We start from the raw sequence: 21,804 nt of genomic DNA, 5'->3' as shown, positions 1-21,804 counted from the left end.
AGCATTGCCGCAAAGAGGAGTTCCGCATGAAAACCGCACTCGTTACAGGCGCCGCACGCGGCATCGGGCTGGCCACGGCACGGCTGTTTGCCGCAGAGGGCTGGCAGGTCGCACTGGTCGATTGCGACGGCGCCGAGCTTGAGGCCGTAGCGCCCGGCATCACCGGCGGGTTTGCCGTCACCTGCGACATCGCCGACCCGGATCAGGTCGCCGCGACGGTCGCCGCGGTACTGAAGCGGACAGGCCGCATCGACGCGGTGGTGAACAATGCCGGCATCGCCGATTTCGGGCCGATCGAGGCGACGGGGTTCGACCGCTGGCGCGCAGTGATGGCCGTCAACCTCGACGGCACCTTCCTGGTCAGCCAAGCCTGCATCCCGGCGCTGAAGCGTCAGGGCGGCGCCATCGTCAACATCGCCTCGATCTCGGGGCTGCGCGCCTCGACGCTGCGGGTTGCCTATGGCACCTCGAAGGCGGCGGTCATCCACCTGACCCGGCAGCAGGCGGCCGAGCTGGGCGAATACGGCATCCGCGCGAATTGCGTGGCCCCCGGCCCGGTCAGGACCAAGCTGGCGATGGCCGTCCACAGCCCCGAGATCATCGCCGCCTATCACGACGCCATCCCGCTGAACCGCTATGGCACCGAGGACGAACTGGCCCAGGCCATCGTCTTCCTGGCCGGCGACCGCGCAAGCTATGTCACCGGGCAGGTGCTGGCGGTGGATGGCGGTTTCGAATCAACGGGGGTAGGGCTGCCGGCGCTGCGTGCGCGCGGCGGCGATCAATCCTGAACGCGCGGCTCGACGCCCATCGCGCTGCACAGCGCCTTGAACCGGACATGGGCGACCTCGCCCATCAGCTGCCGCCCGGTCGGGGTCAGCCGCAGATGCAGTTCCGACTTGCCCGGCAGATAGCGCAGCGACGCGGCATCCTTGGGATCGTCGATCGCGAACATCGCGCCAAAGCGCATGGCCTTGCCGAGGATCTCGGCATCGCGGATCTGATCCTCGTCCAGCAGCCGGAACAGCGGCGCCATCGGTGAATTGGCGCGGCTGTTCTTGTAGCGGTGCAGCAGCGCAAGGCCCAGAAAGACCCGTTCGGGATGGCTCAGCGCTGCCATGTTGGCACGCGTCACATTGTCGAAGCAGGCGTCCGCCCGATAGTCGGGGTGGGCGCGCCACGCGGTGTCATGCAGCAGGCAGGCGGCCCGCACCAGCCTGTCGCGCTGCGGCGCCACATCCGCGTAGATCGGCAGCAGGAACTGGTACAGCTTCTTGCCGAAGCCGGGCATCCGGGCCATCTGCCGTTCGGTAAAGCGGGCGGCCTCGATCAGCGGATCGCGCTTGCGCAGGCTTTCGGCCATCTGTTCGTACAGAAGCCCCTCGCGGATGCCATAGCTGGACACCGCCAGTTCCGCCGGCGAGAACGCCTCGACCAGCGCCGACAGCACCTGCGAGGCCAGCGGCACCAGTTCCATCCGCGAGGCCGAGATGTCGACCTGGTTGCGCAGCGTTCCCAGATCGCTGTCACCGATCCACGCCACGGTATCGGCCACCTCCTTGGGCGACATGCGATATTCGTGCAGCACGGTCATCGGATAGGATTGCCGTTCCATGTCCAGCCGGGCGATCGCCCGCCACGACCCGCCGACAAGGTAGATGCGTTCGTGATGGGTGCCCATCTGCGCGGCCAGATCGGCCATGATCTTGCGGACGTGCTTCTTCAGCCCGTCCTTGCCGCCCTTGACCTGCTGCAGCCGGAACGGACCCAGGGGCGAGGTGACGCGCTGCCCGACCTGGCCATCCGCCACCTCGGCCAGTTCCATCGAGTTGCCGCCGATATCGCAGACCAGCCCCTTCGCGTCCGGCCAGCCCAGCAGCACCCCCTGCGCCGACAGCCGCGCCTCTTCCTCGCCGTCGATGACATGCAGCCGCAGCCCTGTCTCGCGCTCGACCCGGCGCTGGAAGTCGGGGCCGTCCTCGGCCTCGCGCACCGCCGCCGTTGCCACGCAGGTCAGAGGTTCGATGTCCATGCCCTTGGCCAGAACTGCAAAGCGGCGCAGCGCCTCGAACCCGCGCTCGACGCCCGCGGGGTTCAGCCGGCCGGTCGCCGCCATCTCGGCGCCCAGACCGGCCATCACCTTCTCGTTGTAGAAATAGGCCGGCGAACGCGCGGCGCCGTCGAACACGACAAGGCGGATCGAGTTGGACCCCACATCGACGACGCCGACCCGGGACAAGGCCCGCTTGGGCAGTTTGGCGAACATCTTGCCGAAGGGTTCGATGGTCTTTCCGGTGGTCGTTGTCACGCCGTTCATCGCCAAGGCTCCCGTTCGCGCGTCGGGTCGTTAATGGCCCGTCGACGCGCCCCGGTCAATCCGGGGCGTGCGTCAAGGCCGGAACGTCCCGCGCGCCCGCCGTGCCGCGCCCGGAAAGTGACGGGTTTTCCATGAAGAAGCGATGACAGTTGAACAGGTCGTCGCGGCCGTCTGGCAGATAGCGCACGAAGCGGCCATCGGGATGCAGCAGCCAGCTTTGCGCCTCGTCGGCCATGTTCGCGGCCATGATCTGGCTGAGGATCTGCGACTTGACCGTCTCGTTGATGCATTCCACCAGCGTCTCGACCCGCCGCGACAGGTTGCGGCCCATCCAGTCGGCCGAGGAAAAGAACACCCGCGCCTTGCCCGAGGGCAGGCCCTGGCCGTTGCCAAAGCACACGATCCGCGAATGTTCCAGATAGCGGCCGACGATCGACTTTACCCGAATGTTTTCGGACAGGCCCTTGATTCCGGGTCGAATTCCGCAGATCCCGCGGATCACGAGGCTGATCCGGACGCCGGCGGCGCTGGCGTCATACAGCGCCTCGATCACGTCGCGCTGGATCAGCGAGTTCATCTTGGCCCAGATTGCGGCGGGCCGGCCCTGCCGCGCGAACTCGGCCTCGCGGGCGATCAGTTCCAGCAGCCGTTCCTTCAGGTCCAGCGGCGAGATCGCGAGGTTTTCCAGGTTCTCGGGCTGCACATAGCCCGAGAGATAGTTGAACACCCGCGTCGCGTCCCGGCCCAGGGCCGGGTTGCAGGTGAACAGCGACAGGTCGGTATAGATGCGCGCGGTGATCGGGTGATAGTTGCCGGTCCCGTAATGCGTATAGGTCACAAGGCTTTCGCCCTCGCGGCGGACGACGGCGCTGATCTTGGCATGGGTCTTGTAGTTCACGAAGCCATAGACGACATGCGCCCCGGCCCGTTCCAGCCGCCGCGACTGGCGGATATTGGCGGCCTCGTCGAAGCGGGCCTTCAGCTCGACCAGCGCGGTGACGGACTTGCCGGCCTCGGCGGCCTCGCACAGCGCCTCGACGATGGGGCTGTCGCGGCTGGTGCGATACAGCGTCTGCTTGATCGCCAGGACGTCGGGATCGCGCGCCGCCTGCTGCAGGAAGCGCACCACCATGTCGAATGTCTCGTAGGGATGGTGCAGCAGCATGTCCTTTTGCCGGATCGCGGCGAACATGTCGCCGTGATGGTCCTGCACCCGTTCGGGAACGCGCGGGGTGAAGCCGGGCCACAGCAGGTCGCGGCGGTTTTCCAGCACCAGTTCGCGCAGATCGGCCATGCCCAGCAGGCCCTCGACCTCGATCACCTCGTCGGGGCTGACCTGCAACTCGTCCATGATCACCCGGCGCAGGCGGTCGGGGGCGCCGGCTGTGATCTTCAGCCGGATCACGCTGCCGCGGCGGCGGCGCTTCAGCGCCGTCTCGAATTCGCGGACCAGATCCTCGGCCTCTTCCTCGACCTCCAGATCACTGTCGCGCAGCACCCGGAAGGCGCAGTGGCCGGCGTCGCGATAGCCCGGGAACAGGCTCGACAGATGCATCAGCAGCAGTTCTTCCAGCCGCAGGAAGCGCGACCCGCCCGGCAGCGGCACAAAGCGCGGCAGTTGCGCGGGGATCGGCAGCAGCGCCTGCATCTGGCGTCCGTCGGTCTGGCGCGCAAGCTCCAGCGCCAGCGAGAAGCCGGTATTGGGGATGAAGGGAAAGGGATGCGCCGGGTCGATGGCCAGCGGCGACAGCACCGGCAGCACCCGCGCCTCGAAATAGCTGCGCCCGAATTCCTGCTCGGCGCGGGTCAGCTGGGATCGCTGCGGCAGCACGATCCCGGCCTCTTCCAGTTCGCGCTGCAGGCGGTTCCAGACCCCCTGCTGCGCCCCCATCAGCCGGCGGGCATCGGCGTTGATCAGGGCCAGCTGCTCGGCCGGGGTCAGACCGTCATCCGAGGGGGTGGTGTTTCCCTCGCGCACCAGCTCGCGCAGGCCGGCCACGCGGACCGTGTAGAATTCGTCCAGGTTGGTGGCGCTGATCGACACGAAGCGAAGCCGTTCCAGCAGCGGCACCCGCGCGTTGCGGGCCTCGTCCAGCACCCGCCAGTTGAAGCTGAGCCAGCTGATCTCGCGATTGAAGAACCGGGCGGGACCCTGCGGCACACCGCCGGGCAATTCGCGGGGTTCGGGGAAGGGGTTTCGGAGGAAATCGGCCTGGGTCATCGTGCTTCGCGTGGCAGGGGGGCGGCGCGATCATGCGTCGGCGGCCGACAGCTTGTCCAGCAGATCGGCGGCGATTCTGCGCGTGACGGGGCCGCGTGCGGCCATCGCGGCACGGTCGATCCCGGCGACCAGCCGCCGGGCCAGCCCCAGATCGCGATCCATGTGCAGCACCAGCCAGTCGATCAGCCCCGCCGGCACCGCCAGCTGGCGATCCGCGAACAGCTTGACCAGGACCGCGGCCAGCAGCGCCTCGTCGGGGGGGCCAAGGCGGACCTGCGGCATCGCGTCCATGCGCGAGCGCAGGTCGGGCAGCACCAGCCCCCAGTCGCGCGGCGGGGTGCGCGCCGTCATGAGCAAGAGGCAGTCCCGCGGCCCGCAGAGGTTCCACAGGTGGAACAGCGCCTGTTCGGCCCCCGCGGCGCGACCGGTGCGGTCGGCGTCCTCGACCACCAGCGCGGCCCCCTCGGCGGCCAGAAGGTCGGCGGCCTCGGGGCGCAACGCCGCAGCCTTGATGCGCCGCGCGCCGTTCTCGGCCGCCCAGAAGGCGGCCATATGCGATTTTCCGGCGCCGTCGGGGCCGATCAGCAGCATCCGCCCCTGCGGCCAGTCCTGCGGCGCGTCCAGCGCGGCCAGCGCCGCCTCATTGGCGGGCGCGGGCAGGAAATCGCCCCGCGCGTGGGCGGGCGGCGTGGTCAGGTCAAGCGTCAGCTGGCGCGACACGCCGCCACCTCAGTCGGGGCGGCGGTGCAGGTCGTCCTGCATCAGCTCGAGCTGGGCATTGGCCAGTGACCGGTCCGCGGCCAGCCGCGCCTGGCGCAGTTCGGTCGCCGCGGTGCCGCGCGGCGCGATCTCGACCAGCAGCGGGGCCGAAGGCGCCGGCGGCAGGCCCTGGCCGGTATACAGCGCGCTTTCGCGATAGCGTTCGATCGCGAAACGGGCCAGCACGCCCAGCGATGCCGCCAGCGGCACCGCGGCGACCAGCCCGACAAAGCCGAACAGCGCGCCAAAAACCGACAGCGCCAGCAACAGCCAGACCGGATGCAGGCCGACATGGCCGCCGACGATCTTGGGTTGCAGATAGTTCCCCTCGACGACCTGGCCGAGGCCGAAGATCGCCACCACCGCGCCGATCCACAGGGGATCGCCCCAGAAGCTGAACAGCGCCACCCCGATCGCGGTCGCGCCGCCGATCAGCACGCCGACATAGGGAATGAAGGACAGCATCGCCGCCATGATGCCGATGAAGAAGCCGAAAGGCAGCCCGACCAGCATCAGCGCCAGCGCATACCAGGTGCCGAGGATCAGGATCACCAGCCCTTGTCCGCGCACGAAGCCCGACAGCGCGGCGTCGATGTCGGAGGCCAGCCGGCGCAGGGTCGGCGCATGTTCGCGCGGCAGCAGCCGGTCGATCTGCGCCACCATCCGGTCCCAGTCCAGCAGCAGGTAGAAGGCCACGACCGGCACGATGACCAGCAGGGCCAGCGTGCTGATGACGCCGCCCAGCGAGGTCATCAGGGTCTGGGCGACATTGCTCCACTGTTCGCCCATGGCCTTGCCGAGATCGGTCAGGGCGGTGCCCAGGGTGCCGTCCTTGGGCAGCAGTTCGGGAAAGCGGGCGGTGACAAAGCCGCGGGCCTGCTCGATCATCTGCGGCGCGGTCTCGATCAGGGCGGCGGCCTGGCGGATCAGGATCGGCACGATCAGCAGCATGACGGCCGCAAACAGAAGCACCGCCGCGACCGAGATCACCACCACCGCCATGGTCCGCGACAGCCCCGCCCGTTCCAGCCGGTCGGCCACCGGGTCCAGCAGATAGGCGACGCCCGCGCCCAGGATGAAGGGCAGCACCGCCTGCCCCAGAAGCCACATCACCAGCAGCAGCAGCAACGCCGAGACGCCCCACCACATCACCTGCTTGCGCACCGGAATGTTCATCGCCAAGGGCCCCTGCCGCCGTTTCAGCCTATGTGGCCGGTTGTCCGGGGCGTTGCAAGGGTAGGCTGGGCGCTGGCTGATTCGGGCGGCGGGGTGGCCTGTAATTGTCGGGATCGACACGCCAACGACGCCACTCTTGCTGAAACTGCTCTTTCAATTCCCAACCAGCCCAGTGAGAAGGCCGCAAAATCACATCCGGCAAGCTGACGCTCGCATCACCGAAGCTGTTCTCGACCTGCCACTGCATAACTTGAACGTTTTTCAGATTCACATCCTGAAATGCGGCGCGGTGAACAGGTGTACCGACAAAGTTTGTTTCCGCATCCAATTGCACCCTCCGGAACAGCGTTTCATTCAACTGCGCCGCGCCGCCAAAATTGGTTCCTTGCAAGCGTGCGCCGCGCAGCACGGCACCCTTGAGCGCAGAAGCGACAAATACCGCCCCTTGCAAGCAGGCCGCTCCCAACTCCGCCCCGTGAAGCTTCGCACTGGCGAAGACCGCCTCCTCCGCACGAACGGCCTGAAGTATCGCGCCGGCCATCTGCGCGGCCCGAAAATCCGCCCCTTCCTACCTTGCATCCTTAAGAAGTGCGCCCTCTAAATTGGCCCATCCAAAGAACGCACATGCACCAGACGCTTCTGCGAGCCCTGCGCCCTTCAAAGAAGCTTTCTTCAGCTCTGCTCCGATCAACCTCGCGAGGCCCAAGGACGCGCCATCGAGCCGTGCATCGGAAAGCTTTACCCCCCTCAAGGCGCCCTGGCGTCAGAAGCACCCCTTGCAACGTTGCCGACGTCAAATTCGCCCCTTCCAACCGCGCGCCGCAAAAGTTCGCCCCGTCCAGTCGTGCCCCATCCAGCCGCGACCCCGCCAGACGGAATCGCGACATGTCGGCGCCTTGCAGGCAGGTGCGACGCAGATCGAGCCTGTAGCCGTCATATCGGCTCAGTTCGTCGCGCCAGTCTTCGATCTTTCGCTTGAAAGCCTCGATAACGGCGGCGCCATGCGGTTCACCTTCGATCGGCTCCGGCAGCTCCGGGCAGGATTTGGCAAAGACCCAGGGGGCTTCGATCACATCCTCCTGCCCATGCGCAGCCTCGATCCGGCGCTGTTTGTCGGACCGGCGTTCCAGAATGCGCAGCGCCAGCATGATGTCTTCGCGCGGGCCGGGCAGCGATGAGTACCAGTCGCGCAGGTTGCCTCCCTCGTGCCCGCGCAGGTTCACATATTTCAGATGGGTGTCGCGCTGTTCGGGCGTGGCGTCATCGGGCAGCGGGTCCAGATCGCCCAAGGGAAACTCCACGGCGTCGCTGGCCGGGGCGTTGTTGCGGATATAGGCGCAGATGATCTCCATCACCCGGACATGGTCGCGGCCCTTGTCATAGGCGGTCGAATCCTGCGCGATGCGCTCCAGTGACAGCAACCCGCCGATGCGGACCTCCAGATTGGGCGCGGTGGTTTCCACGCCGTCCTTCTTGACGGTCTTTTCGGCGCCCAACTGCTCGACCGCCTTGGCCAGACGGTCGGTCAGGTGGCCCTCTTTCTGGAATTCCAGCGCGCGGTGGCGGATCACCGTGTTCCAGATCAGGAAGGGCGCCGACAGCAGCGCCACGATCAGCGCGCCGGTGCCAAGCGAGCCTTCGCCGCCGCCGATGGTGCGGACAAGCAGAACCATGGCAGAGATCAGCGCGCCAAGAAACAGCAGGCCCAGCAGCACCGCCACCAGCCCGCCGAGGGGCCGCGCCACCGACCAGTCCGGTGCCCGGCGGACGCCGAGCCAGTCCAGCAGGGTCACGGGGCGCTTGTGTCCGGGCATCGAAACTCTCGCGGTCAGTCCGCGGTCAGTATGGCCGTCGATGCACCGTCGCCACAAGCCTGCGTCTTGCCCCCTGCCCGCGCGTGCCCTACACCGGTCCGAAACGCTTTGATGAGGCCGCCCATGCGTCTGTCGCGCTATTTCCTGCCCGTGCTGAAGGAAGATCCCAAGGAGGCGCAGATCGTCAGCCACCGGCTGATGCTGCGCGCCGGCATGATCAAGCAGCAGACGGCGGGGATCTATTCCTGGCTGCCGATGGGCTTCAAGGTGCTGCGGCGCATCGAGCAGATCGTCCATGAGGAACAGGCCCGCGCCGGCCATATCCCGATGCTGATGCCGACGCTGCAACCGGCCGATCTGTGGCGCGAAAGCGGCCGCTATGACGATTACGGCGAGGAAATGCTGCGCGTGACGGATCGCCACAAGCGCGACCTGCTGTATGGCCCGACCAATGAGGAGATGATCACCGACATCTTCCGCGCCCATGTCGGCAGCTACAAGGACCTGCCGCTGACGCTGTATCACATCCAGTGGAAGTTCCGCGACGAGATCCGGCCGCGCTTTGGCGTGATGCGCGGGCGCGAGTTCCTGATGAAGGACGGCTACAATTTCAACCTGACCAAAGAGGCTGCGCTGCACGCCTACAACCGGCATCTGGTCAGCTATCTGCGCAGCTATGAGCGGATGGGGCTGCAGGCCATCCCGATGCGCGCCGATGGCGGTCCGATCGGCGGCGACTACACCCATGAATTCCTGGTGCTGGCCGAGACCGGCGAATCCGAGGTCTTCTATGACAGCCAGATCACCGACCTGACCTTCGGCGACCGCGCCATCGACTATGACGATGTCGCGCAGTGCCAGGCGGTTCTGGAGGAATTCACCTCGCGCTATGCCCGCACGGACGAGACCCATGACGCGGCGCTCTTCGCGCAGATCCCCGAGGATCGCCGGCGCAGCGCCCGCGGCATCGAGGTCGGCCAGATCTTCTATTTCGGCACCAAGTATTCCGAACCGATGGGCGCCACCGTGGTCGGCCCCGACGGCGCCCGTGTGCCGGTCCACATGGGCAGCCACGGCATCGGCGTTTCGCGACTGCTGGGCGCGATCATCGAGGCCAGCCACGACGACAAGGGCATCATCTGGCCCGAGGGCGTGACGCCCTTCCATGTGGGCATCGTCAACCTGAAACAGGGCGATGTCTCGACCGACAGTGCCTGCGAGGCGATCTATGCCGAGTTGCGCGCACGCGGCCTGGACCCGCTGTATGACGACCGCGACGAACGCGCCGGCGCCAAGTTCGCCGGCATGGACCTGATCGGCCTGCCCTGGCGGATCACCGTCGGGCCGCGCGGGCTGGCCAGCAACAAGGTGGAACTGACCAGCCGCCGCAGCGGCGAAAGCGAAGAGATGTCGCCGCAAGAGGCCGTCGCGCGGGTGCAGGCGATCTACGCGCCGGTCCTGGGACAGGCGGCGCCGGCGTGACCGGCGCGCTGCGACTGGCCGCGGCCGCCTGCTGCGCGGCCGCGCTGTCGCAGTTCCCCGCCTTCTCGGACCAGTATCTGCAGCGGCTTGGCGGTCAGATCGACGCGCTGTCGGCCGTTGCCGACCGTTTCGATGCCAGCGCAGCCGCGGCCGGGATGACCCGCGAGGCCGCATTGGCGGATCTGCAGGGCAGCGCCTTTCGGGCGGCCCATCAGGCCGACATGCGCCTGGCCTTCCGGCGCCTCGAACGCCTCCGCGCCGATCACCAGATGCTGCGGATCGCCACGCCGATGGAACGGATCCTGCTGCCACACCGGCTGCGCGATCCCCAGACGCTGGCGGCGACCTGGGGCGACTTCGCCCCCGCCCTGCCGGTATCGGTGGCCGGGGTGGTCGCCGCGCTGATCGGCGCGGTGGCCGGCTGGCTGATCGCGGGGGTCGTGCTGCTGCCCTTCCGGACCCGCCGCCGCGACCGCCTCGGCTGGCGCTGAGGCAAGGCGGCGGATCGTCGCAAAACTGTCTCGAAAGCCAGAAATTACCTTGCGACAACCAGCTTTTCTTTTGGGAATGGGGCTTCTAACCTGCCCCTCAGGACATTGTTCCAACTGGGAGACAAACCAATGAAAAAACTGCTTCTTGCGTCCGCTGCCGCGGCCCTCTTCGCGGGTGCCGCCGGCGCCGAGGAAGTCAAGATGGGCATCTCGCTCGGCTTCACCGGACCGCTGGAATCGCTGGCCGGTCCGATGGACAAGGGCGCGCAGCTGGCGATGAAGGAGGTCAGCGACTCGGGCAAGCTGCTGGACGGCTCGACCGTGACGGTGGTGACGGGCGACTCGACCTGTGCCGACGCCGCCGCCGCGACCGCGACGGTGGAACGGCTGATCACCGCCGAGGGGGTGCGCGGCATCGTCGGCGGCATGTGCTCGGGCGAGACGATCGCCTCGCTGGAAAACGTCGCCAAGGCGAACGGGATCGTGATGATCTCGCCCTCGGCGACCTCGCCGGCGCTGTCGGACATCGAGGATAACGGGCTGTTCTTCCGCACCGCCCCATCGGATGCGCGGCAGGGCGAGGTGATGGCCGACATCCTGACCGGAAAGGGCATCATGTCGGTCGCGGTGACCTATACCAACAACGATTATGGCAAGGGCCTGGCCGACAGCTTCCAGGCGGCCTACGAGGCCAAGGGCGGCAAGGTCACCGTGAACGCGCCGCATGACGACGGCAAGGCCGACTATTCGGCCGAGGTGGCGGCGCTGGCGGCGGCGGGCGGCGATGCGCTGGCGGTCGTGGGCTACATCGACCAGGGCGGCGCCGGCGTGACCCGTGCGGCGCTGGACACCGGCGCCTTCTCGACCTTCATCTTCCCCGACGGCATGGTCGGCACCGCGCTGGAAGAGAAGTTCGGCGCCGAGACGGCAGGCTCGATCGGCATCAACCCGGCATCGGAAGGCGATGGCCGCGACAAGTTCAACGAGATGGCCGAGGCCGCGGGCTTCGATCCGCATTCGCCCTATGCGGGCGAGGCCTATGATGCCGCCGCGCTGATGCTGCTGGCGATGCAGGCTGCGGGATCCTCGGACCCGGCCGCCTACAAGGACAAGATCACCGAGGTGGCCAACGCCCCGGGCGAGCCGATCCTGCCGGGCGAACTGGGCAAGGCGCTGGAGATCCTGGCGGGCGGGGGCGACATCGACTATGTCGGCGCCAGTTCGGTCGAGATGGTCGGCAACGGCGAAAGCGCCGGCACCTTCCGCGAGACCGAGATGAAGGACGGCGCGCTGGCGGTCATCGGCTTCCGCTGATCCGCGCGGCATGAATCTGGCCCGGCGCCGCCCACGGCGCCGGGCCGTTCGTCACAGGCGTGGCGCGGCCGGTGGCCGGCGCGGCGCGGGGCTCGCAGGGACGGAAGGCAACCATGATCCGGGTCGAGGACCTTCATCGCCATTTCGGCGGCTTCCGCGCCGTCGATGGCGCCAGCCTGACAATCGAGACAGGCTCGATCACCGGCCTGATCGGCCCGAACGGGGCGGGAAAATCGACGCTGTTCAACGTCATCGCCGGCGTGCTGCCGCCCACCTCGGGCCGGGTGTTCATGGATGGCGAGGACATCACCGGCCTGCCCCCGCACGCGCTGTTCCACCGCGGGCTGTTGCGGACCTTCCAGCTGGCCCATGAATTCGCCTCGATGACCGTGCGTGAAAACCTGATGATGGTGCCCGGCGGCCAGGCCGGCGAAACGATCCTGAACACCTGGTTCCGCCGCGGACGGATCCAGCGGGAAGAGGCCGAACTGCGCCGCAGGGCCGACGAGGTGCTGGACTTCCTGACCATCCGGCACCTGACCCACGAGAAGGCCGGCAACCTGTCGGGCGGCCAGAAGAAGCTGCTGGAACTTGGCCGCACGATGATGGTCGACGCGAAGGTGGTGTTCCTCGACGAGGTCGGCGCCGGCGTGAACCGCACCCTGCTGGGCACCATCGGCGACGCGATCGTGCGGCTGAACCGCGAACGCGGCTATACCTTCTGCGTGATCGAACACGACATGGATTTCATCGGCCGGCTTTGTGATCCGGTGATCGTCATGGCCGAGGGCAAGGTGCTGGCCGAGGGGGCCGCCGACGCGATCATGCGCAACGAGGACGTCATCGAGGCCTATCTGGGCACCGGGCTGAAGAACAAGGTCAAGGCCGAGCGGGCCGGAGGCGCAGCATGACCGAAACCCTGACCACCCCCGCCGCGGGGTCTGCGACCGGCGACCCGGCCCGCCCCTACCTGTCCGCAACCGGGATGCGCGGCGGCTATGGCAAGGCCGACATCCTGCATGGCTGCACGCTGAATGTCGACAAGGGCCAGATCGCCGTCATCGTCGGCCCCAATGGCGCCGGAAAGTCCACCGCGATGAAGGCCGTGTTCGGGATGCTGCCGCTGCGCGAGGGGCGGGTGACGCTGGACGGTCAGGACATCACCACGCTGAGCCCGCAGGAGCGGGTGCGCCGTGGCATGGGCTTCGTGCCGCAGGTGAACAATGTCTTTCCCTCGATGTCGGTCGAGGAGAACCTCGAGATGGGCGCCTTCATCCGCCGCGACGAGATCGCCGAGACGATGCAGCAGGTCTATGACCTGTTCCCGATCCTGCGCGACAAGCGGCGCCAGCCGGCGGGCGAGTTGTCGGGCGGCCAGCGCCAGCAGGTCGCGGTGGGTCGCGCGCTGATGACCCGGCCCAGCCTGCTGATGCTGGACGAGCCGACTGCCGGGGTCAGCCCGATCGTGATGGACGAGCTGTTCGACCGCATCATCGAGATCGCCCGCAGCGGCATCTCGATCCTGATGGTCGAACAGAACGCGCGGCAGGCGCTGGAGATCGCCGATATCGGCTATGTCCTCGTGCAGGGCACGAACCGCTTCACCGACAGCGGGCAGGCCCTTCTGGCCGATCCCGAAGTCCGCCGCACCTTCCTGGGGGGCTGAGCCTTGGACATCCTGAACGCCATCGTGGCTATCCTGAACTTCGTCGTCATCCCCGCCGCGGCCTACGGGGCGCAACTGGCGCTGGGTGCGCTGGGGGTGACGCTGATCTACGGCATCCTGCGCTTCTCGAATTTCGCGCATGGCGACACCATGGCCTTCGGCACCGCCATAACCATCCTCGTGACATGGGCGCTGCAGGCCGCGGGGATCGGGCTTGGCCCGCTGCCCACGGCGCTGCTGGCCCTGCCCGTCGGCATCGCCGCCACGGCCGTGCTGGTACTGCTGACCGACCGCGCCGTCTATCGCTTCTACCGGGTGCAGAAGGCCGCCCCGATCATCCTCGTCATGGCCTCGGTCGGGGTGATGTTCGTCATGAATGGCCTGACCCGCCTGGTGATCGGCGTCAACGAACAGCAATTCGCCGACGGCGCCCGCTTCGTGATCGACGTGCGCAGCTTTCGCGAGATGACCGGACTGGCCGAGGGGCTGGCGCTGAAGACGACGCAGCTGCTGACCGTCGTGATCGCCGCGCTGGTGGTCTGGGCGCTGTTCTGGTTTCTGAACCGCACCAAGTCGGGCAAGGCGATGCGGGCCTATTCCGACAACGAGGACCTGGCCTTGCTGTCGGGAATCGACCCCGAGAAGGTGGTGCGGCTGACCTGGATCATCGCGGCCTCGCTGGCGACCATCGCCGGCGTGCTTTACGGCCTGGACAAGGCCTTCCGGCCCTTCAACTACTTCCAGATCCTGCTGCCGATCTTTGCCGCGGCCATCGTCGGCGGGCTGGGCAATCCGCTTGGCGCCATCGCCGGCGGATTCCTGGTCGCCTTCTCCGAGGTGGCGATCACCTATCCCTGGCTGAAGATCGCGGGCTATCTGGCGCCCGGCTGGCAGCCCGAAGGGCTGCTGCAGCTGCTGGGGACGGAATACAAGTTCGCTGTCAGCTTCGTCATTCTGATCGTCGTGCTGCTGTTCAGGCCAACCGGTCTGTTCCGCGGCAAGTCCGTGTAGGAAAGGGCCGGCCATGTCCAGCAACCGCCAAGCCGCCGCCGTCAGCCCCTGGCGCGCCCCGATCCTGTTCGCGATCCTCGCGCTGCTGTTCGTGATGGAGGGCACGATGCGCAACGCGATGTTCTCGGGCAGCTGGAACACCGCGCTGGGCATCCTGAACATGGGGCTGATCTCGGCCATCACCGCGATGGGCGTGAACATGCAATGGGGCTATGCGGGGCTGTTCAATGTGGGCGTCGTGGGCTTTCTGGCGCTTGGCGGCCTTGCGCCGGTGCTGATCGCCCTGCCCCCGGTCGAGGGGGCATGGTCGGCGGGCGGATCGCGCCTGCTGATCGCGCTGGCGGTCGGGCTGGGCACGCTGGCCTTGGCCGCGCAGGCCTGGAAGCGGCTGTCCTCTGGGCGCGGGCTTGCGGTGACGGCGATCCTGTTGGCGGGCTTTGTCCTCTACCGGTGGCTGTTCGACCCGGCGGCCACGGCGATCGAGGCGAACAACCCCGCCCGCTATGGCAACCTTGGCGGGCTTGGCCTGCCCGTCCTGCTGTCCTGGGCGGTCGGCGGGCTGTTCGCCGCGGCGGCGGCATGGGCGGTCGGCAAGGTCGCGCTCGGGCTGCGCTCGGACTATCTGGCCATCGCGACGCTGGGCATCGGCGAGATCATCGTGGCGATGCTGCGCAACGAGGACTGGCTGGCCCGCGGGGTCAAGAATGTCAGCTCGATCCCCCGCCCGGTACCCTACGAGATCGATCTGCAGCAGAACCCGGATTTCGTCGATTTCGCCGGCCGGTGGGGGTTCGCGGCGGCCGAAGCCTCGGGGATCTGGGTCAAGCTGTGCTACATGTCGCTGTTCCTCGTGGTGCTGCTGCTGGTCATCCTGCTGGCCGAACTGGCGCTGAAATCGCCCTGGGGCCGCATGATGCGCGCGATCCGCGACAACGAGACCGCAGCCGAGGCGATGGGCAAGGATGTCACCGCGCGGCATCTGCAGATCTTCGTGATCGGTTCGGCGGTGATCGGCATCGCCGGCGCCATGATGATCACGCTGGACGGGCTGATGGCCCCGACAGGCTACAATCCGCTGCGCTATACCTTCCTGATCTGGGTCATGGTGATCGTCGGCGGCTCGGGCAACAACTGGGGGGCGGCGCTTGGGGCGGTGCTGATCTGGTTCCTGTGGATCAAGGCCGAGGTCTGGGGCCCGGCGCTGATCGGGGCGCTGACCGCGCCGCTGCCCGACGGGGCGCTGAAGGCGCATCTGCTGGACAGCGCCGCGCATATGCGCTTCATCGCCATGGGCCTGTTGCTGCTGCTGGTGCTGCGCTTCGCACCGCGGGGCCTGGTACCCGAGAAATAGGGCCGGACGCCGCAGATCGCGACCCCGCCCGCATGGCAGGGTCGCGGCGCATGGGGCGCGCGATCAGGCGCAGTCGTTGCCCAGCACCACGCTCCACCACATGCGCCCGTCGGGGCCCTGCGCAACGCCGGCGCCGACCTCGTCGCTCAGCTGGCCCAGCAGCTCGACCCGCTGCGGCTCGGACCGCAGCCAGCTGGCCACGACGCCGCCGGGCTGGCCACCGACCGAGATCAGCTGCGCCACGCCGCAGGTCGGGTAGCCGGCGGCCCGTGCCCGATCCACGACATTGGAGCCGTTCGACCCGGCGACCGTCGCACGCCCGGTGGCGGCCATGTCGCAGGCATGGGACTGGGCGATCTGCACAAGCTGGTCGCTGCTCGCAAGGACCGTCTTGCCTTCTGCGGCACGGGCGGCATTCACCGCGTCGGCCATCTGCTGCTGCGCGGCCGCGTTGCCGGCGCAGCTGGCCGCCAGCGCCTGTTCGGCGGGCGCGACGACCGGCCCGACCTCGCCGATGGCCAGATCGTTGCCACCGGGCGCGGACTCGCAGCCCGCCAGCGCGGCGATGGACAGAAGGGTGACGGCAATCGGTTTGACAGACATGGCGACCTCTGGCTGAGCGGCTTGACAAGATTGACAAATTGCAACGTCGCGCGCGCGCCGCAGGTTCCGCGCCGGGCCATCGGCCCGCTTGGGCCTTGCACGCCCGCGCGACCAACCTTAAAGCGCATCCATGACCCAGCACCAGCGCCTTCTGATCATCGATTTCGGCTCACAGGTGACCCAGCTGATCGCGCGCCGCCTGCGCGAGCTGAACGTCTATTGCGAGATCCGGCCCTTCAACACCGTCACCGACGAGGCCCTGCGGGCCGATCCGCCGCAGGCGATCATCCTGTCGGGCGGTCCGGCCAGCGTGACCGAGCCGGGCAGCCCGCGCGCCCCGCAGGCGGTGTTCGACCTGGGCGTGCCGGTCTTCGGCATCTGCTATGGCCAGCAGGTGATGATGCAGCAGCTTGGCGGCAGCGTCGAGGCCGGCCACCACGCGGAATACGGCCGCGCCTTCATCTCGCCCGCCCCGGGCCATACCGGCGACGGCATCTTCGCGGGCCTCTTCGGCAGCGGCCGCGAGGAGGTCTGGATGAGCCATGGCGACCGGGTGACCGAGATGGCGCCCGGCTTCGAGGTGATCGGCACCTCGCCCAACGCGCCCGTGGCGATGATCGCAGACGAGGCCCGTGCCTTCTACGCCGTGCAGTTCCACCCCGAGGTGCACCACACCCCCAACGGCCGGGTCATGCTCGAGAATTTCGTGCGCCTCGCCGGCTTTACCGGCGACTGGACGATGGCCAGCTACAAGGACGAGGCGATCCGCAAGATCCGCGACCAGGTCGGCGACCGCCGGGTGATCTGCGGGCTGTCGGGCGGCGTGGACAGCAGCGTGGCGGCGGTCCTGATCCACGAGGCGATCGGCGACCAGCTGACCTGCGTCTTTGTCGATCACGGCCTGCTGCGGCTGAACGAGGCCGACGAGGTCGTGTCGATGTTCCGCGACAACTACAACATCCCGCTGATCCATGCCGACGAGGCCGACCTGTTCCTGTCGGCGCTGGAGGGCGTCAGTGATCCCGAAGTCAAGCGCAAGACCATCGGCCGCCTGTTCATCGACGTGTTCCAGCGCGAGGCAGGCCGCATCGAGGGCGCCGAATTCCTGGCCCAGGGCACGCTGTATCCCGACGTCATCGAAAGCGTGTCGTTCAGCGGCGGACCCTCGGTCACCATCAAGTCGCACCACAATGTCGGCGGCCTGCCCGATAAGATGGGGCTGAAGCTGGTCGAGCCCCTGCGCGAACTGTTCAAGGACGAGGTCCGCGCCCTCGGCCGCGAGCTGGGCCTGCCCGAGACATTCATCGGTCGCCACCCCTTCCCCGGCCCCGGCCTCGCCATCCGCTGCCCCGGCGAGATCACCCGCGACAAGCTGGAGATCCTGCGCAAGGCCGATGCGGTCTTCATCGACCAGATCCGCCGGCACGGGCTTTATGACGAGATCTGGCAGGCCTTCGTTGCGATCCTGCCGGTGCGGACGGTGGGCGTGATGGGCGACGGACGGACCTACGACTATGCCTGCGCCCTGCGCGCCGTCACCAGCGTGGACGGGATGACCGCCGACTACTACCCCTTCAGCCACGACTTCCTTGGCGAGACCGCGACGCGCATCATCAACGAGGTCCGCGGCATCAACCGCTGCACCTACGACATCACGTCGAAACCGCCCGGCACGATCGAGTGGGAATAATTTTTGCCCATCCGAGGGTATCCCAAACTACGCCAGAATACGACATAACCACCTGAAAAACAAAAATATTTCAGCCGAGACCTATCGATAGCTATCGGTGGGCAGCAAGCGCGTCTGTCGTGCCCGCTGACGGATCTTGCCCCCGTTGATCATCCGGAAAATCGAAAGTACCGTCATAGCGACCGAGGCTATTGACGGTACTTTTTTCAGTCTAACATGCTGAACATAAACAGATATTACCGTCAAAAGCCTCGAAAATATGCGTGACGGTACTTTTCCGCGAGGAGGCCCAGAATGTTGACGGATGCGGAACTCAAGTGCCTGAAACCAAAAGCCAAAATGTACAAAGTGACCGATCGTGACGGCATGTATGTGCGTGTCGCGCCGACAGGCGGCATCTCGTTCAGGCTCGACTATCGGCTGAACGGCAGGCGGGAGACTGTCCATCTCGGCAAGTACGCCCGAGATGGGATCTCGCTCGCCCGGGCGCGGGAATTGTGCCTGGACGCGAAACGCATGATCGCCGAGGGGCGGTCCCCCGCCATCGAGAAGCAGCGGGAGAAGCGCCGGATCAAGGAGGCCGAGAGCTTCGGCGAGTTCGGCGAGAAGTGGCTGACGGGCGCGCCTATGGCGGACAGCACGCGCGCCATGCGCCGCGCCATATTCGAGCGTGAACTCAAGCCGGTCTGGCAGAACCGTTTGCTGACCGAAATCACGCCTGATGACCTGCGCGCCCACTGCGCCAAGATCGTGGAACGGGGCGCGCCCGCGACGGCCATCCATGTGCGGGATATCCTGAAGCAGATCTACGCCTTCGCCATCCTCCACGGCGAGAAGGTCGCGAACCCGGCCGATGACGTTGGTCCTGCCTCGATCGCCACCTTTACGCCGAAGGACAGGGCGCTGTCGCCGACCGAGATCCGCATCATGCTCAAGCAGCTCGAGCATGTCGCGACGCTGCCGACGATCCGTCTCGGCATGAAGCTCTACCTCCTCACCATGGTCCGGAAGAGCGAACTACAGGACGCGGTCTGGGATGAAGTCGATTTCGAAAACGCCGTCTGGACGATCCCGAAGGAGCGCATGAAGCGATCGAAGCCGCACAATGTCTACCTGTGCCGGCAGACCCTCGACATCATGATCGCGCTCAAGACCTGCGCCGGTAATTCCCGGTAGCTGCTGCCTTCCCGGTACGATGCGGATGCGCCGATGTCGCGGGCGACCTTCAACCGGGTCACTTACGCTGTCGTCGAACAGGCCAAGAAGGAGGGGCTGCCGCTAGAGCCGTTCACCGTGCATGACCTACGCCGCACGGGCTCGACGCTGCTCAATGAGCTGGGCTTCAACCGCGACTGGATCGAAAAGTGCCTGGCGCACGAGGACGGGCGTTCATCACGCGGCGTCTACAACAAGGCCGAATACGAGGTTCAGCGTCGCCACATGATGCAGGAATGGGCCGACACCGTCGATGCCTGGGTCGAAGGGCGGAAGTATGTTCCGACGCTGCTGCCGACAGTCATGCCGTCTATCGCGCTCGATCCTGCCCTTTGACTGGGCGGGACTTGCGCTTGGTGACGTCGGGATGCTGTGCGCGAGGGATTGGCTTCGCGCGCCGCGCCAGCAACCAGGCGTGGACCTCGGCGAGGTCCCAGACGATGCAGCGCGGCGACAGCGCGAAGCGGCGTGGGAATTCGCCGCGCTGCTCCATCTCGTAGATTGTGCTGTCGGCTAGGGGCACCATCTCGCGCAGTTGGTGCCGCCGGATGGTCTTCCTGATCTCCAAAGGCTCGCTCTGACCCATACCCAATCTCCTTAGCGGCTGTCGCTGGCGATTGAGAACGATAGGTGCCGATGCCGGAAGTCCCTCCCGAGTGGCGTGCAGAAATTTCGGGCTCTGGCGTAGAAATCGGCGGGTCATTTTCAGTCCTGACAGCGCGGCCGGACATCCGTCAGCCCACAGAATCTGCACGACTCGCCGCACGCGTTCCGCGCCGTAATTGCGCTGTTCAGATCACGCACCATTTACTGCTTGCACCGGTGAGATGCGATCCGGAAGTCCGCTAGCGACGTAGCAACAGTCGAATGTGTGACACTTAAGGATTTCGTGGGCGGCGGTAGCGAGGAGGCGGAGAAGACCCATAATCTGATCGGAACAGTTCTCGGGGGCTGACGGGGCTACGTTTGCAAAGACCTTTGCATCATGGGGAACCATCGTGCCGAGATCGAAGATCGAGCTACGCCATGTGCGTTACATCATCGCTGCTGCGGAAAGCGGCAGCTTCCGGCGCGCGGCGCAAGATCTCGGCGTCGAGCAGTCGGCGATCAGCCGCCGCATCCGGGATGTCGAGGATGAGATCGGCGCACAGCTGTTCCGCCGTTATCCTGCCGGCGTCGACCTGACAGACATCGGCAAACAATTTCTGAATCAGGCCGCCCCTGGGGCGCGCCAGATCGGATCGGCGCTCGACGGTGCAAGAACGGTGGCGAACAGAGGACGGAATCTTCGGATCGGCGTGTTCGGGCCTCTGACCATGGGCTTTCTGTCTGAGCTCTTCGGGGCCTTTCGGGGTGACCGCCCGGGGGTCAAGCTGCGGTTCAGCGAGGGCAGCTGTCCCGAACTCATCGCGGCCGTGCGGCGGGGGCAGCTTGATGTCGGTGTCGTCGCCGAAGCATCGCCCGGGAAGGGCTTTGACGTGACGCATTTGTGGGCTGAGCCCGTGTATGTGGCATTGCCGGACGGCGACCCACTCGCCGATCAGAAGGCGCTCCGGTGGAATGACCTGCGTGATCGGCACTTTGTGGTGACTGATTTACCGACTGGCGATTTCGCGAAGGGTCACCTTCACCGGCTTGTCGTCGATGATCGGGCCGAGCTTCAGCTTGGTCATCACAACCCTCCATAAGGTTCGAGCACGAGGTCGCGGGTGACGATAACGCGCACGGGGAACCCCGGTCTGATCGTCAGGGTCGGCGCGACATTCAGTTGCCGACGGATGATCTGCTGGCCTGCGTCGTTGATGGTGTCCTGCCCGCCGTTGCGGATCGCCCGGAGCAGCCGATCCTGATCGTCAACGGCGAGTTCGGCACCGACCGACAGCAGTGTCGACAGGCCGGCAGCCTTGGCGAGATCCCACCAATGATAGTCGACGCCATCCTGAAGCCCCGCATAGCCTTGCGCGTCGGCTCCGGGTTGACGTTCCAGGACGATCGAACGACCATTCGGGAGGATGAGCCGCTTCCAGACAAGCAGCACCCGGCGCTGACCGAAACCGACATCGTTGCTGTACTCGCCGATCAGCCGCGTACCCTGTGGGACGAGCAGGATGCGCCCGGTCGGGCTGTCGTAGACATGCTCCGTAACCTGCGCGGTGATCTGGCCCGGCAGGTCGGATCGGATGCCGGTGATGAGGGCCGCGGCGATGACGGCGCCGGTCTGAAGCACATAGGGTGATGCCGGACCCATCACGCGATCTGGCGAGACCGTGCGGCGGTCCACGCCCGCATTCAGGAACGCGAGCTGGCGATCCTGCGCCGTTGGTGCGCTTGGCTGGCCCGGAAGGCCCAGACCGGCGAGGCTCGGGCTGCCCGGTCCGCCAGCTGTCACAATCGGAGCTGCGGCGCGCGCCTCCGTCTGGAAGAAGACGCGGCTCGTTCGGGCAGCTTCTTCTTCCGCGCGCCTGCGCTGCTCAACCGGATCGACGGCGGGCGCTGCCGCCATCGGCGGCGTGACGGGCTGGCCACGATTCTGCGCATCGAGGATGGGGCGCCCCAGATCCCCAGGAAGCGGAGGCCCAAGCACCGGACCGGTATAGTCGCGTGGCAGGCCGGCGAGCCCGTCCGCGGTTCGCCGGTTCTGCGTGGAGTACAGCTCCTCACTGCCAGGGCCGATATTGCGCGTCTGAAGCGCAT

General features: G+C 66.9%; 19 protein-coding genes and 4 pseudogenes. 11 read left to right on the top strand and 12 right to left on the bottom strand.

All coding sequences use genetic code 11. From position 1 onward, the window contains the following. Positions 1-26: 26 nt before the first annotated feature. Positions 27-791 carry an SDR family NAD(P)-dependent oxidoreductase gene (locus Q5Y72_RS14310; RefSeq protein WP_305964103.1) on the top strand — a complete coding sequence of 255 codons (765 nt, stop codon included), beginning with the start codon at positions 27-29 and terminating at the stop codon, positions 789-791. Here Q5Y72_RS14310 and Q5Y72_RS14305 read toward each other — a convergent pair. The 8 genes and pseudogenes from Q5Y72_RS14305 to Q5Y72_RS19930 all read right to left on the bottom strand — a co-directional run. Beyond that, positions 782-2,317, bottom strand: coding sequence for a Ppx/GppA family phosphatase (locus tag Q5Y72_RS14305; RefSeq protein ID WP_371930835.1), 1,536 nt, complete (start codon positions 2,315-2,317; stop codon positions 782-784). The genes Q5Y72_RS14310 and Q5Y72_RS14305 overlap by 10 nt on opposite strands. Positions 2,318-2,372: 55 nt before the next feature. Continuing rightward, positions 2,373-4,538, bottom strand: coding sequence for an RNA degradosome polyphosphate kinase (locus Q5Y72_RS14300; protein WP_305964102.1), 2,166 nt, complete (start codon positions 4,536-4,538; stop codon positions 2,373-2,375). A 30-nt stretch (positions 4,539-4,568) separates the two neighbouring features. After that, positions 4,569-5,258, bottom strand: a complete 690-nt coding sequence (locus Q5Y72_RS14295; protein ID WP_305964101.1) for a P-loop NTPase family protein — start codon at positions 5,256-5,258, stop codon at positions 4,569-4,571. A 9-nt stretch (positions 5,259-5,267) separates the two neighbouring features. Then, positions 5,268-6,473 carry an AI-2E family transporter gene (locus tag Q5Y72_RS14290; protein WP_305964100.1) on the bottom strand — a complete coding sequence of 402 codons (1,206 nt, stop codon included), beginning with the start codon at positions 6,471-6,473 and terminating at the stop codon, positions 5,268-5,270. 28 nt (positions 6,474-6,501) lie between these two features. Then, on the bottom strand, positions 6,502-6,924 hold the full coding sequence (locus tag Q5Y72_RS14285; RefSeq protein WP_305964150.1) for a pentapeptide repeat-containing protein: 423 nt from the start codon (positions 6,922-6,924) through the stop codon (positions 6,502-6,504). A 3-nt stretch (positions 6,925-6,927) separates the two neighbouring features. Beyond that, a pseudogene (locus tag Q5Y72_RS14280) lies at positions 6,928-7,023 on the bottom strand (hypothetical protein); the annotation flags it as partial. A gap of 18 nt (positions 7,024-7,041) precedes the next feature. Beyond that, positions 7,042-7,179 carry a pentapeptide repeat-containing protein gene (locus Q5Y72_RS19935; protein ID WP_371930834.1) on the bottom strand — a complete coding sequence of 46 codons (138 nt, stop codon included), beginning with the start codon at positions 7,177-7,179 and terminating at the stop codon, positions 7,042-7,044. Positions 7,180-7,258: 79 nt separating this feature from the next. Next, positions 7,259-7,360 (bottom strand): annotated as a pseudogene (locus Q5Y72_RS19930) (pentapeptide repeat-containing protein); the annotation flags it as partial. A 1,050-nt stretch (positions 7,361-8,410) separates the two neighbouring features. Between Q5Y72_RS19930 and proS the strand changes: the two are divergent. The 7 genes from proS (at position 8,411) to Q5Y72_RS14240 (ending at position 15,602) form a co-directional block, all read left to right on the top strand. Then, on the top strand, positions 8,411-9,769 hold the full coding sequence (proS, locus tag Q5Y72_RS14270; RefSeq protein ID WP_305964098.1) for a proline--tRNA ligase: 1,359 nt from the start codon (positions 8,411-8,413) through the stop codon (positions 9,767-9,769). Next, positions 9,766-10,260 carry a DUF2937 family protein gene (locus Q5Y72_RS14265; RefSeq protein ID WP_305964097.1) on the top strand — a complete coding sequence of 165 codons (495 nt, stop codon included), beginning with the start codon at positions 9,766-9,768 and terminating at the stop codon, positions 10,258-10,260. Before proS ends, Q5Y72_RS14265 begins: the two co-directional genes overlap by 4 nt. Positions 10,261-10,389: 129 nt before the next feature. Next, positions 10,390-11,574 carry an ABC transporter substrate-binding protein gene (locus tag Q5Y72_RS14260; protein WP_305964096.1) on the top strand — a complete coding sequence of 395 codons (1,185 nt, stop codon included), beginning with the start codon at positions 10,390-10,392 and terminating at the stop codon, positions 11,572-11,574. A 113-nt stretch (positions 11,575-11,687) separates the two neighbouring features. Beyond that, on the top strand, positions 11,688-12,485 hold the full coding sequence (locus Q5Y72_RS14255; protein ID WP_305964095.1) for an ABC transporter ATP-binding protein: 798 nt from the start codon (positions 11,688-11,690) through the stop codon (positions 12,483-12,485). 74 nt (positions 12,486-12,559) lie between these two features. After that, a complete protein-coding gene (locus Q5Y72_RS14250; protein ID WP_305964149.1) occupies positions 12,560-13,240 on the top strand; it encodes an ABC transporter ATP-binding protein in 681 nt (226 codons plus the stop codon). A gap of 3 nt (positions 13,241-13,243) precedes the next feature. Next, positions 13,244-14,251, top strand: coding sequence for a branched-chain amino acid ABC transporter permease (locus tag Q5Y72_RS14245; RefSeq protein ID WP_305964094.1), 1,008 nt, complete (start codon positions 13,244-13,246; stop codon positions 14,249-14,251). A 13-nt stretch (positions 14,252-14,264) separates the two neighbouring features. After that, positions 14,265-15,602, top strand: coding sequence for a branched-chain amino acid ABC transporter permease (locus Q5Y72_RS14240; protein WP_305964093.1), 1,338 nt, complete (start codon positions 14,265-14,267; stop codon positions 15,600-15,602). 63 nt (positions 15,603-15,665) lie between these two features. Here the strand turns inward: Q5Y72_RS14240 and Q5Y72_RS14235 are convergent, their stop codons facing one another. Beyond that, the gene (locus Q5Y72_RS14235; RefSeq protein WP_305964092.1) at positions 15,666-16,205 is read right to left on the bottom strand and encodes a CAP domain-containing protein; all 540 of its coding nucleotides are present in this window, start codon (positions 16,203-16,205) and stop codon (positions 15,666-15,668) included. Between the two features lie 130 nt (positions 16,206-16,335). Here Q5Y72_RS14235 and guaA point away from each other — a divergent pair, with 130 nt between their 5' ends. Next, positions 16,336-17,895, top strand: coding sequence for a glutamine-hydrolyzing GMP synthase (gene guaA, locus Q5Y72_RS14230; protein WP_305964091.1), 1,560 nt, complete (start codon positions 16,336-16,338; stop codon positions 17,893-17,895). 294 nt (positions 17,896-18,189) lie between these two features. After that, a pseudogene (locus Q5Y72_RS14225) lies at positions 18,190-19,446 on the top strand (tyrosine-type recombinase/integrase). On the opposite strand, the gene Q5Y72_RS14220 reads toward Q5Y72_RS14225, so the two are convergent. Next, entirely contained in the window at positions 19,421-19,696 is a 276-nt protein-coding gene (locus Q5Y72_RS14220) for a helix-turn-helix transcriptional regulator (protein ID WP_011579843.1), read from the bottom strand. The pseudogene Q5Y72_RS14225 and the gene Q5Y72_RS14220 sit on opposite strands and share 26 nt — an antisense overlap. A 412-nt stretch (positions 19,697-20,108) precedes the next feature. Here Q5Y72_RS14220 and Q5Y72_RS14215 point away from each other — a divergent pair. Beyond that, a pseudogene (locus Q5Y72_RS14215) lies at positions 20,109-20,705 on the top strand (LysR family transcriptional regulator); the annotation flags it as partial. On the opposite strand, the gene Q5Y72_RS19925 reads toward Q5Y72_RS14215, so the two are convergent. Together Q5Y72_RS19925 and Q5Y72_RS14210 are read right to left on the bottom strand one after the other, a co-directional pair. Continuing rightward, positions 20,706-20,783 carry a DUF2274 domain-containing protein gene (locus Q5Y72_RS19925; protein ID WP_371930837.1) on the bottom strand — a complete coding sequence of 26 codons (78 nt, stop codon included), beginning with the start codon at positions 20,781-20,783 and terminating at the stop codon, positions 20,706-20,708. Beyond that, the coding region (locus Q5Y72_RS14210) for a TraB/TrbI/VirB10 family type IV secretion system protein (RefSeq protein WP_305964089.1) at positions 20,783-21,804 on the bottom strand (1,022 nt) is incomplete at its 5' end. The genes Q5Y72_RS19925 and Q5Y72_RS14210, both read right to left, overlap by 1 nt.

Source organism: Paracoccus spongiarum (genome assembly GCF_030732095.1).
Lineage (GTDB): Bacteria > Pseudomonadota > Alphaproteobacteria > Rhodobacterales > Rhodobacteraceae > Paracoccus > Paracoccus spongiarum.
This window is presented reverse-complemented; position numbering and strand designations above follow the sequence as displayed.

Coding starts and splice junctions, on each gene's coding strand:
- Q5Y72_RS14310 (WP_305964103.1), top strand. CDS start 27: ATGAAAACCGCACTCGTTACAGGCGCCGCACGCGGCATCGGGCTGGCC.
- Q5Y72_RS14305 (WP_371930835.1), bottom strand. CDS start 2,317: ATGAACGGCGTGACAACGACCACCGGAAAGACCATCGAACCCTTCGGC.
- Q5Y72_RS14300 (WP_305964102.1), bottom strand. CDS start 4,538: ATGACCCAGGCCGATTTCCTCCGAAACCCCTTCCCCGAACCCCGCGAA.
- Q5Y72_RS14290 (WP_305964100.1), bottom strand. CDS start 6,473: ATGAACATTCCGGTGCGCAAGCAGGTGATGTGGTGGGGCGTCTCGGCG.
- proS (WP_305964098.1), top strand. CDS start 8,411: ATGCGTCTGTCGCGCTATTTCCTGCCCGTGCTGAAGGAAGATCCCAAG.
- Q5Y72_RS14260 (WP_305964096.1), top strand. CDS start 10,390: ATGAAAAAACTGCTTCTTGCGTCCGCTGCCGCGGCCCTCTTCGCGGGT.
- Q5Y72_RS14255 (WP_305964095.1), top strand. CDS start 11,688: ATGATCCGGGTCGAGGACCTTCATCGCCATTTCGGCGGCTTCCGCGCC.
- Q5Y72_RS14250 (WP_305964149.1), top strand. CDS start 12,560: ATGCGCGGCGGCTATGGCAAGGCCGACATCCTGCATGGCTGCACGCTG.
- Q5Y72_RS14240 (WP_305964093.1), top strand. CDS start 14,265: ATGTCCAGCAACCGCCAAGCCGCCGCCGTCAGCCCCTGGCGCGCCCCG.
- Q5Y72_RS14235 (WP_305964092.1), bottom strand. CDS start 16,205: ATGTCTGTCAAACCGATTGCCGTCACCCTTCTGTCCATCGCCGCGCTG.
- guaA (WP_305964091.1), top strand. CDS start 16,336: ATGACCCAGCACCAGCGCCTTCTGATCATCGATTTCGGCTCACAGGTG.
- Q5Y72_RS14220 (WP_011579843.1), bottom strand. CDS start 19,696: ATGGGTCAGAGCGAGCCTTTGGAGATCAGGAAGACCATCCGGCGGCAC.
- Q5Y72_RS19925 (WP_371930837.1), bottom strand. CDS start 20,783: ATGACCAAGCTGAAGCTCGGCCCGATCATCGACGACAAGCCGGTGAAG.